The organism is Nocardiopsis sp. CNS-639 (assembly GCF_000381685.1).
In the GTDB taxonomy this organism is placed as follows: Bacteria; Actinomycetota; Actinomycetes; order Streptosporangiales; family Streptosporangiaceae; genus Nocardiopsis; species Nocardiopsis dassonvillei.
The window spans coordinates 208,156-217,008 of record NZ_KB906865.1; the positions used below are offsets into that span (position 1 = coordinate 208,156).

An 8,853-nucleotide genomic window follows, 5' to 3' on the forward strand; every position below is an offset into this window, starting at 1 on the left:
GTCGGGCGGGCCACTGGGGGCGCGTTCTCGGGTGTAGGGTCCGGACTGACCACGTACGATCACCCGTAGTGCCGACAGCGACACGAGGAGTCCCATGCCCCCCTCACGCCGTGCTCTGCCCGCGCTGCTGGCGTCGGGCGCGCTCCTGCTCGCCTGCGGGGCCTCGCCCTCGCTCGCCCCGGACGGCCCGCCCGCTCGACCGCTGGACACGGCCTCCCTGGTCGGCGCGGTGGACACCGTCCCGCAGGTGAACGCGGACGGCGGCGGCGTCAGCGTGGACGACGGGAACTCCCGCGTGGAGGTGGGCCCCGGCGGGGTCCGTGTGGAGACCTCGGGCGCACTGGTGGACGTCAACCCCGGGTCCTACGTCCTGGTGTGCGCGAACGGCGTGCGGGTCGTGGTGCGCGCGGGCGAGGCGCCGCCGTGCTCGCCGGGCCCCGAGCAGCCGGAGCCCCCCGCTCCTGAGGAGCCCGGCTACCCCGAACCCGAACCGCCCGCGCCCGGTGAACCCGGTGAACCCGCACCGCCCGCCCCCGGTGAGCCCGCTCCCCCGGCCGAGGAGGAGCCCGGAGCGGCGCCGCCCGGGGCGGAGGCCGCCGCCCCGGCCGAGCCCGCCCAGGAGCGCGCGGCCCAGCCCGAAGAGCCGTCCGAGTCCCCGTCGGCCCCGCCCCCGGTGGAGCGGGCCGTCCGGGAGCAGGTGCTGGCCGACCTCTCCCCGCACTCCGCGCCGCAGGCCGCGGGCGCCTTCACCCCCATGCGCACCATGGTGGTGCTCATGGTCGTCGTCGCCGTGGTCGCCGCGGGCGCGGGCCGCGCCGCCACGCGCTCCTCGGGCTGACCGGCTCCGGGGGCGGCGCCGTGACGGGCGCCGCCCCCGGGGTGACCGATCCCGGGTGAGCGCCCCGGCACGGCCCGCACCCGCATCTGCCCCGCCCCGGCCCGGGACGGCCGTCCGCCAGCGCCCGAAGACAGCGGACAGACCTCGGAGCGACCGTGCGCGGGTGAGCGCCCCGGCGCGACCGCATCCGCGCCTGACCCGACACGGCCCGACACGGCCGTCCGCCAGTGCCCGGAGACGGCGGGCGGCGTGCCACCGAGCAGGAGGCGCGGACCCCGCCGCGTACCACCGACAGACGGGCCCCGCACGCGGCCCCCGAGGACGCGTCCGGGGCCCGTCGGCCCGCTTGCCCCTACTGGGGGCTGAGTGAGGCGTCGATCCGCTCGAACCCGGCCAGCGCGTCCTGGATCGCCCCCGCGTCGTGCGCCAGGGCCCCGTTGTAGGGGTTGCCCAGGTAGAACAGCAGCAGGATCGTGGCGAACACGAACACCAGGTTGGCCGACGCCCAGAAGTAGGCCACGGTCGAGCCCCGTCGGATCATGGCGAAGGGCAGCACCGCCACCGCGACGGCCGACAGGGCCGCGATGCCGTTGAGGACGGACGGGATGCCGTCCCCGGCCGCGTCGGCGCGCTCGATGCGCGCGTCGCTGAGCTCCGCGAGTTCCTGGCGGGCGGTCAGGCGGTCCAGGCCGTCGCCGGTGTCGGACACCGACAGCGCCCGCACCGACGCGGCCAGGTCGGCCAGGGCCTCGTCGCCCTCCTCGCTCAGTTCGCCCTCGGCGCGCATCATCGGCCAGTCCTTCTCCGCGACCGCGGTCATGTAGGCGCGCAACTGCTGGCGCACCGTCTCCGCCTCCTCGGCGGGGAGGGTGGTGGTGCTCCAGTACAGGGCGTCGGCCGCGCCCGTCTCCTCGGTCAGCCCGTCCCCGGCGCCGGTGAAGTTCTCCCAGCCGATCACCACCCCCATCGCCGCCGCCGCGAGGTAGAGGGCGAGCACGCAGGGGGCGACGACCACGCTGACGGCGCCCCCCGAGGATTCGTCGTCGACGCGGAACCTGCCTACGGCGAGGACCGCGCCGCCGACCATGGCGGCCAGGACGGCGAGGACGGTCAGCATTGTCATCATGGGGATTCCCAGCGAAGAAGGAGGAGGGACCGGCAGCGAACGCGTCCATCCGTAGCACGCGCGGGGCGGCCTTCTCAGCGGAAAGAAAGAACGTCCGCAAATGTCCCCCCGGCGCGGTGACCAGCGCGGACGCCCTTCCCCCCTCCCGGTCGGCTCCCCGGGTTACAGCGGCGCGCCCATCGCGTGGTACCCGCCGTCCACGTGCAGCGTCGTGCCGGTGAGGGCGCGCGCGGCCGGGGACATCAGGAACAGCGCGGGCCCAGCCGCCTCGGGCGCACCACCGGTCCACGCTCTGCCCACCCCGAGGGGCTGGCCACCACCGAACGCGGGACCGGAGATGTCGTGTCCGTGTCACGGACAACCCGGAAGACCCCGGTTGCGGTCAGGCCGGTCGATCTCGAACCAGACGGTGGTCCGGCCGCCCTCGTGGAGCGTGCCCCACCGGCTGGCCTGCGCGGCGACCAGGCGCATCCCCAGCCCGCCCACACGCAGCGGGTCGGCGGGCCGCACGCACGGTGTGGTGGTGACGGCGTCCTCGCCGACCGGCCCCTGGTCGGTGATCTTGACCTGCACGCGGCCCGGAAGCCGGTGCACGCTCACGATGACCTCGCCCCCGGACAGGCCGCTGCGCGTGTGCGTGATCGCGTTGTTGAACACCTCGCCGGCCAGTTCCTGGGCCGCTTCCCTCGCCAGCGGCGGCAGGGCGGAGAGGGCGGAGACCCTGTGGCGCACCAGGGCGGCCTGGTCGGGACGCCCCGCGATGATGAGCGCGGTGCCGAGGCTGCTCCAGCGCTGGTCCAGCACCAGGGGTGCCCTGTCGCGGGGTTCCACTCCCCTGCGGGGCAGGGGGAAACGCCCGGTGCCGCCGCCGTCCTGGAAACCCGAACCCGAACCGCCGCGACGCGATTGCATGCTTGTCACTGATCCCAACTGAAATCACCATCCTCCGGAACATAGCCACGAACAGGCCGCAATTACCTGCGGGTTCGTGACCTGTATCCACCCTCGTCACAGGGCCCGGGATATCTCCAGCGTCTGTCGTTTTTGGGAGAACGGATGACAGGGAGCGCAACGGCTCTGTAAGTTGTGCAGGGTGACGCAAGATCACTTCTCCTCCCTGCTCACAACGTTTCGCGATTTCTCCGGGAGAACACAGAAACAGCTGGCCTTCGACATGGGCACGTCACCCGCGTCCGTGTCCCGGTGGGAGTCGGGGAAGTTCACGCCCAGGGTGGAGACCGCCGAGGCCCTGGACCGGATGCTCAAGGCGGACGGCAGGCTCCTCAAGGCGTGGCGCAAGCAGACCTCGGGGACGGAGCTGCCGGTGTGGCAGCTGAACGTGGCCCGGTTGCAGGAGCAGGCCGTGGCCATCGACTGCCTGTCACCAGTGCTGGTCCCGGGTCTGCTCCAGTCCCCCTCGTACGCCCGCCTAGTGTTCAAAGACGGGCAGCCCCTGGCCTCGGACACTGATATCGACCATTGGTCTAACAGTCGATGTAGTCGACTCAAAACGCTGCGAGAGCATCACCACAACCCGGTGGTAACTGCTGTGTTCCCTCACAGCGCAGTGGCTTGCGTACCGAAGGAAGTACGGCAGGAGCAAGCGACACACCTTCTCGGGTTGATGGGCGAGGGCAGCGCTGAAGTTCACCTACTCCCTCCCGGAGTGTCCATGCTGGGGGTGACGTCGCCGAGCTACTTGTTCCGTCTGGTGGACGGGTCGATAGCCGTATCGAGTGACTACATCGCGGGAAACGTCATCCTGGAAGCCGAGGGGCATCCGCGAGCAGAGGCGCTGGTAAGAAAGTGTCTGGCGTCCGCGCTGCCCGCCAGAGAGTCTCGGCAGCTGTTGAGCGAATTGGAAGCATCATGAGCAACGAGTGGCACAAGAGCAGCCACAGCGAGACCGGAAGCCAGTGCGTCGAGGTCCGCGAACACGCCTCCGGCGCTGACGTCCGCGACACCGTCCACCGCGAGGCCGGACACCTCACCGTCCCCGGGGACCAGTGGGTGGCGCTGCTCAGCGGCCTGCGTTCCGGCCTGTAACCGCCTCTAACCGCCTCCAGCCCCCGCGCCCGCTTCGGCCGGGGGCTTTTCCTTACCCAAAAGGCCCCAGGAAAAGACCCTCAAAACCAACCATTCCGGACAATAGAGAAAGCTGGCCAGCCAGATTTTTCACACTCAAACCAAGCCCCTGACCAGCACATACACACCCCCCGCGCACATTTTCCGAACCCTACTCCCCCGTAGCGTTCTCCACCCCTCCACCAACCCCCTAACCTTTCTCCGAACACACAACTGAACACGAAAGACCCCGCGACGGTCGAATACCGCCCGGGGTCACGGCCAGCAACATTCACCCTTTAAGAACAGGAACTGCCAGCATGCGCCAGTTTAGCGCTGCCCTTCTCACCCGTGCCCTGGCTCTGGTGACATCCCTCTTCATCCCCGCGCGCGGACGCCACTCGGCCGCCGTCCGCCGTCACCGTTCCACCCGGGTCCGCCGCTACGCCCCGGTCCCCGCGCCCGCTTCCGCGCGGTCCAGCAGGCCCCCGACTCCACAGCGCGGGGCCCCGCGCCCCGCTCCGCGCCCGGTGCCCCCTCCCCGCCTGGCCCCCGCCCCGGAGATCTTCCCGGCCGACGACATCGCCCTGGTCAGGCCCTACTACACCGCCCGCGAACAAGAGCGTGAGCGCGACCTCTCCCGCGTCCAGGCCGAGGCCGTCATTCGACTGCGCGCGTGGTCGCACGGCTCCGTTCACGTCCCGGCCCAGGCCCCGCCTCCGGTTCCGACCCCGACTCTGACCCGGGCCCCGGCACCGATCCCGGCCCCCGCGCCCGTTCCCGTCGGCGATCTCCTCGCCGCCGCACCCGCCCGGGCCCGATACGCGGACGGGGTGACGGTATGACCCGCACGCCCGTGCACGACCCGGCACCGGTCCCCGGCCCGTTCGCCTTCTGGGGACACCTCGACTACGCCTGCGACCTGTCCGAACTCTCCCGGGTCCGCTCCGAACTCGCCCGCGACCTGGCCGGGTTCGACCCCGACCTGGTCGCGACCGTCCAACTCGTGGCCAGCGAACTCGTCGCCAACTCCTGCAAGTACGCCCCTTCGGAGGAGGGGGTCACCCGCACCCTGTCCATGCCCGACGAACGCACGCTGCGCCTGACCGTCAGCGACGCGGGCGGCCCCACCCTGCCCCGCATTCCCAACGAGCGCACCGACGAGGAGTGGGAGGCGGCGGAGGGCCAGCGCGGACTCCTGCTGGTGCGCCAGCTCTCCCGCACGTGGGCTGGCTTCGCCTTTCCGCGCCGCTACGGGCTCGGCACCCACGTCTGGGCCGCCTTCGACGCCGAGCCGCCCCGGAGCCTGCGCGGCGCTTGGTGACGTACAGAAGGGGGTACGGGCACCGTCGTGCCCGCGCCCCCTTTTCCCGGAGGTCACTCCTTCTTCTTGCGGCGCAGTTGCAGCATGCGAGGGGCCACATAGACCGCGAAGAGAATGGCGGCGAGGACCACGGTCAGAGCGGACCACAGGTAATCGCCCTCCCACACGCGCCATACCGCTATACCGAGGAAAAAGGCTATGCTAACAAGCCTGAACCCGATGAGAGTGCGAAGCTCCTTCTTGGTCGGGTCCTTCGGAAACCTTCCCTCCATGCGCCCTGCTCCCTTCCTTGGTTGTCGATCCGCCACAGCAAGCCCGAGCGCAGTTACCCAGTTCCGGCCGGGAGGGGTCCGGCTGGGTGAAGCCCATCGTGAACGTGCTGTGGAAGCGGCGGTTCAGGCGCACCGTGCCGTCCTGGAACTGGTAGGCGCCGGTGAACCCGAACGAGCTCAATGAAGAAAAATTCATCATGAAAATTCATGGTATTCCAAAGGGGGCTCGTCAGTAAATTGCAGCTATGTGAAACCTCACCAGTCCCCTGGCTGGTTTAGGTTGCCACTGCCTGGGAATCATCATTGGCATGGAAGAATATCACCCCCCGAAGAAGCGGGCAGTCAAGCGCCCCGGCTTGCTCATATTTTCAACCATAGGCATCCTTGGCGCCTGTTCGACTTTTTTCATATTCTGGCCACCTGATGCTTCAAGATTTATCTGGGCGGCATTTTTACTCATTCCTTTTATTGCAATGTTTGTAGCTTCCTTTAGAAGCCAGGAGGCCGACTAGGAGAAAGCTGGGATGGCTATCGGGCGGCACCAGATGTTGGTGCCACCCGATAGCTGGCTGTTAAGCCTGGTTAGACACCGAGGTAGGATGCCCCAGCTGACGCGCCCTCTGTAAGGGCACCCGGGTTACTCCAACTGCACGCCCGGTTGGCGCGCGCAGTCCAGACAGCGAGACTTCCGCCGAGGCCGACTGCGGAGAGACCTGTGGTGACACCCATAGAGCCAAAAAGGCCAGGAACAGAGAAGGCCATCCAGAACATGTCTACGGCCTCAGCGACTCCGCACGAAGCAAGGCCACTGGGGTCGGTGTTGTTGATCGGGTCGCACTGGGCGTAGGTGTAGTTGTTCAACTCCTGCCGGGAGGGGTCCGGCTGGGTGAAGCCCAGCGTGAACGTGCTGTGGAAGCGGTGGTTCAGATGCACCGTGCCGTCCTGGAACTGGTAGGCACCGGTGAACCCGGACGGCTTCAGCTGCCTGGCTCGGTCCTTTTCCAGGAGTTCACTAGTACGCTCCCCTCGCGAGGCGGCACTGGAAATCTGATGACGATACAAGGCAACGCACCCCGGAAAGCTACTTTCATAACCGATGAACAGCCCAAAAAACGGCGTTGATCAGTGGCATCCTGTCAGTGCACACCATAAATCACTGCCACCACACCAAACTTTTCACTCTTCTTTTTTTAATTTATCAAACGTGAACCGAAGTCCCAAAAAAAGCAAACCGAAGAGCACCCCACATGCAACGAGAATTAACCCGAAGGCGACTCCAGACGAAAGGTATCCAACAATAAAAAGTGGAGCGAATGCGCACATGCCGAGTGCGAAATACTTGAGAAGCTTCCAGCGAGACATTGTATCCAATCATCTGGCCGAGCCCGAGCCCCAAAAAGGACTCGGGCGGCCACTAAATTGAAGGTTTAACCAACTCTTTATTTAAGACTAAAACCCCCAGCCACATGCTTCACTTGCCGACTTGGTTGAAACCAGTGTTCCATATGCGCTGACACCGAGGAAAAAATATGCTGCACCAAAACTTACCCCAGTAGCCGTGGCAGATCCGACAAGTCCAATGCCAGAGATGAGTAGGGTAATCACACTGAAGCTACAGCTCATCAAACCCGTCGGGTCGGTGTTATTGATGGGGTCGCAGGCCGCGTAGGCGTAGTTTTTCGCCCCCTGTCGGGACGGGCCCGGTTGGGTGAATCCCAGCATGAACGTGCTGTGGAAGCAGTGGTTCAGGTGCACCGTGCCGTCCTGGAACTGGTAGGCGCCGGTGAACCCGAACGGGCTCAACGCCGCCGCCTCGGTCCCCTCCAGGCTCTCAGAGGTGCGCTCACCGTAGGGGCTGTAGTCGTAGACCACGTCCGGGGAATCAGTCTCTGAACCCTCGACTGTCAACGCCAGCACACATGAGAAATCAGGTTCCAGAAAATTAGAATATTACATTATTCTCTATTCTTTCTAATTGCCCCACGCGCAGCCCAGAATATCAGGCCAGACACAGACATTACCGCCAATAACCCAATGGTAACCAAAGTAGCACCCCAGACGCCTCCACCCTGCCTGAGGTTTATTGCGAAAAACAGAGCACATATCGCCAATACCACAAAGGCGATATAAATATTCCACATCCACCCTTTCTTCACATCATCCTTCCTTTGCGAAATAACTTCTGCCTCCACCTCCCCGAAGGGGTGTGGAGGCAGAAACTATGCCAGGCCGTCATGCTGGTCGAGATGCGAACGACAACAAGAATCATCTTCACTCATGTCGTCGCCTTAGAATCCCCTTGACACCAAGAAATGAAAAGTAGACCACAACTCCAACCGCGAGGTAGATCACAAAACCACTCCCCATGAGCAAGTGCATCAGAAGCGCCCACGAAGAAATAACCAGCAGTCCAACAAGCGCAACCGAAATCGTTTTCTTATTCATGCCTACTTCTTCATTCATCGAAAGTCATCCGGGCAATTAATCAACACAGAAGAACGCCAGCAATTGCACCGCCGATAAATCCTTGGGCAACTCCGCTGAGCGTGCCCACCGACGCCCCACCGACTACTCCCGCGAACGTTCCTGCGGGACCAAGAACGGAACCGCCCACACCACCTGAGACGCCGCCCCACACCGCTCCAACAATGCCAGCAGTAGAAAAACCCACGACGACGTTCGTGACCATGCACTCACCATAAGTTTGGAGTCCCGTGGGGTCGGTGTTATTGATGGGGTCGCAGGCCGCGTAGTTGTAGTTGTTCAGTTCCTGCCGGGAGGGGTCCGGCTGGGTGAAGCCCATCGTGAACGTGCTGTGGAAGCGGTGGTTCAGGTGCACCGTGCCGTCCTGGAACTGGTAGGCGCCGGTGAACCCGAACGGGCTCAACGCCGCCGCTGCGGTCCCCTCCAGGCTCTCAGAGGTGCGCTCGCCATAGGGGCTGTAGTCGTAGACCACGTCCGGGGACTGGGCCTGCGAACCCTCGGCTGTCAGAGCCAGCACGGTGTTCTGCTGGTCGAGGGTGTAGTGGAACCGCTCATCGCCGTCCCAGGCCACCATGGACACCAACCGCCCGTCGGGGTCGCGCACGAAGCTGGTGCGCTCACCCTCGGAGGCGATGTTGGTGACCCCGAGCGCGGTGTTGGACAGCTGCCGCTCCACCCGGGTTCCCTCGTGCACGTCGGTGACGCCGCGCATCTGGGTCTGGTCGGTGGTGTCATAGCTCAGCCA

General features: G+C 65.8%; 12 protein-coding genes and 1 pseudogene. 5 read left to right on the plus strand and 8 right to left on the minus strand.

What is annotated here, in order from left to right:
- Window positions 1-94: 94 nt before the first annotated feature.
- Entirely contained in the window at window positions 95-838 is a 744-nt protein-coding gene (locus G011_RS0119145; RefSeq protein WP_026338445.1) for a hypothetical protein, read from the plus strand.
- Between the two features lie 352 nt (window positions 839-1,190).
- On the opposite strand, the gene G011_RS0119150 is transcribed toward G011_RS0119145, so the two are convergent.
- From G011_RS0119150 to G011_RS0119160, 3 genes and pseudogenes are all read right to left on the minus strand, one after another.
- Window positions 1,191-1,964: a DUF4239 domain-containing protein gene (locus tag G011_RS0119150; RefSeq protein WP_026338446.1), complete on the minus strand. Its 774-nt coding sequence runs from the start codon at window positions 1,962-1,964 to the stop codon at window positions 1,191-1,193.
- A gap of 162 nt (window positions 1,965-2,126) precedes the next feature.
- Window positions 2,127-2,291, minus strand: a pseudogene (locus G011_RS32795) (SDR family oxidoreductase); the annotation flags it as partial.
- Between the two features lie 24 nt (window positions 2,292-2,315).
- Window positions 2,316-2,876 (minus strand): ATP-binding protein, encoded by a 561-nt coding sequence (locus G011_RS0119160; protein WP_026338447.1) that lies wholly within the window; start codon window positions 2,874-2,876, stop codon window positions 2,316-2,318.
- Window positions 2,877-3,057: 181 nt separating this feature from the next.
- Between G011_RS0119160 and G011_RS0119165 the strand changes: the two genes are divergently transcribed.
- The 4 genes from G011_RS0119165 to G011_RS0119180 all read left to right on the plus strand — a co-directional run bounded on the left by G011_RS0119165 (window position 3,058) and on the right by G011_RS0119180 (window position 5,352).
- Window positions 3,058-3,837 carry a Scr1 family TA system antitoxin-like transcriptional regulator gene (locus G011_RS0119165; RefSeq protein WP_019609899.1) on the plus strand — a complete coding sequence of 260 codons (780 nt, stop codon included), beginning with the start codon at window positions 3,058-3,060 and terminating at the stop codon, window positions 3,835-3,837.
- The gene (locus G011_RS30765; RefSeq protein WP_019609900.1) at window positions 3,834-4,010 is read left to right on the plus strand and encodes a DUF397 domain-containing protein; all 177 of its coding nucleotides are present in this window, start codon (window positions 3,834-3,836) and stop codon (window positions 4,008-4,010) included. The genes G011_RS0119165 and G011_RS30765 overlap by 4 nt, the downstream gene beginning before the upstream one ends.
- 548 nt (window positions 4,011-4,558) lie before the next feature.
- Window positions 4,559-4,873 carry a hypothetical protein gene (locus G011_RS33010; protein ID WP_369757387.1) on the plus strand — a complete coding sequence of 105 codons (315 nt, stop codon included), beginning with the start codon at window positions 4,559-4,561 and terminating at the stop codon, window positions 4,871-4,873.
- Window positions 4,870-5,352, plus strand: a complete 483-nt coding sequence (locus G011_RS0119180; RefSeq protein ID WP_019609902.1) for an ATP-binding protein — start codon at window positions 4,870-4,872, stop codon at window positions 5,350-5,352. Before G011_RS33010 ends, G011_RS0119180 begins: the two co-directional genes overlap by 4 nt.
- 53 nt (window positions 5,353-5,405) lie before the next feature.
- Here the strand turns inward: G011_RS0119180 and G011_RS0119185 are convergent, their stop codons facing one another.
- The 5 genes from G011_RS0119185 to G011_RS30000 form a co-directional block, all read right to left on the minus strand.
- Entirely contained in the window at window positions 5,406-5,624 is a 219-nt protein-coding gene (locus G011_RS0119185; RefSeq protein ID WP_019609903.1) for a hypothetical protein, read from the minus strand.
- Between the two features lie 319 nt (window positions 5,625-5,943).
- On the minus strand, window positions 5,944-6,084 hold the full coding sequence (locus tag G011_RS31825; RefSeq protein ID WP_155979799.1) for a hypothetical protein: 141 nt from the start codon (window positions 6,082-6,084) through the stop codon (window positions 5,944-5,946).
- A 122-nt stretch (window positions 6,085-6,206) separates the two neighbouring features.
- The gene (locus G011_RS32535) at window positions 6,207-6,557 is read right to left on the minus strand and encodes an RHS repeat-associated core domain-containing protein (RefSeq protein WP_231391527.1); all 351 of its coding nucleotides are present in this window, start codon (window positions 6,555-6,557) and stop codon (window positions 6,207-6,209) included.
- Between the two features lie 516 nt (window positions 6,558-7,073).
- Window positions 7,074-7,496, minus strand: a complete 423-nt coding sequence (locus G011_RS0119190; protein ID WP_231391528.1) for an RHS repeat-associated core domain-containing protein — start codon at window positions 7,494-7,496, stop codon at window positions 7,074-7,076.
- A 613-nt stretch (window positions 7,497-8,109) separates the two neighbouring features.
- Window positions 8,110-8,853: RHS repeat-associated core domain-containing protein (locus G011_RS30000; protein WP_036552814.1), on the minus strand; the 744-nt coding region annotated here is incomplete at its 5' end.

Excerpts from the sequence above, each read along its gene's own strand:
- G011_RS0119150 (WP_026338446.1), bottom strand. The coding sequence starts at position 1,964 with ATGATGACAATGCTGACCGTCCTCGCCGTCCTGGCCGCCATGGTCGGC.
- G011_RS0119180 (WP_019609902.1), top strand. The coding sequence starts at position 4,870 with ATGACCCGCACGCCCGTGCACGACCCGGCACCGGTCCCCGGCCCGTTC.
- G011_RS0119160 (WP_026338447.1), bottom strand. The coding sequence starts at position 2,876 with ATGCAATCGCGTCGCGGCGGTTCGGGTTCGGGTTTCCAGGACGGCGGC.
- G011_RS31825 (WP_155979799.1), bottom strand. The coding sequence starts at position 6,084 with ATGAGTAAAAATGCCGCCCAGATAAATCTTGAAGCATCAGGTGGCCAG.
- G011_RS0119185 (WP_019609903.1), bottom strand. The coding sequence starts at position 5,624 with ATGGAGGGAAGGTTTCCGAAGGACCCGACCAAGAAGGAGCTTCGCACT.
- G011_RS0119145 (WP_026338445.1), top strand. The coding sequence starts at position 95 with ATGCCCCCCTCACGCCGTGCTCTGCCCGCGCTGCTGGCGTCGGGCGCG.
- G011_RS30765 (WP_019609900.1), top strand. The coding sequence starts at position 3,834 with ATGAGCAACGAGTGGCACAAGAGCAGCCACAGCGAGACCGGAAGCCAG.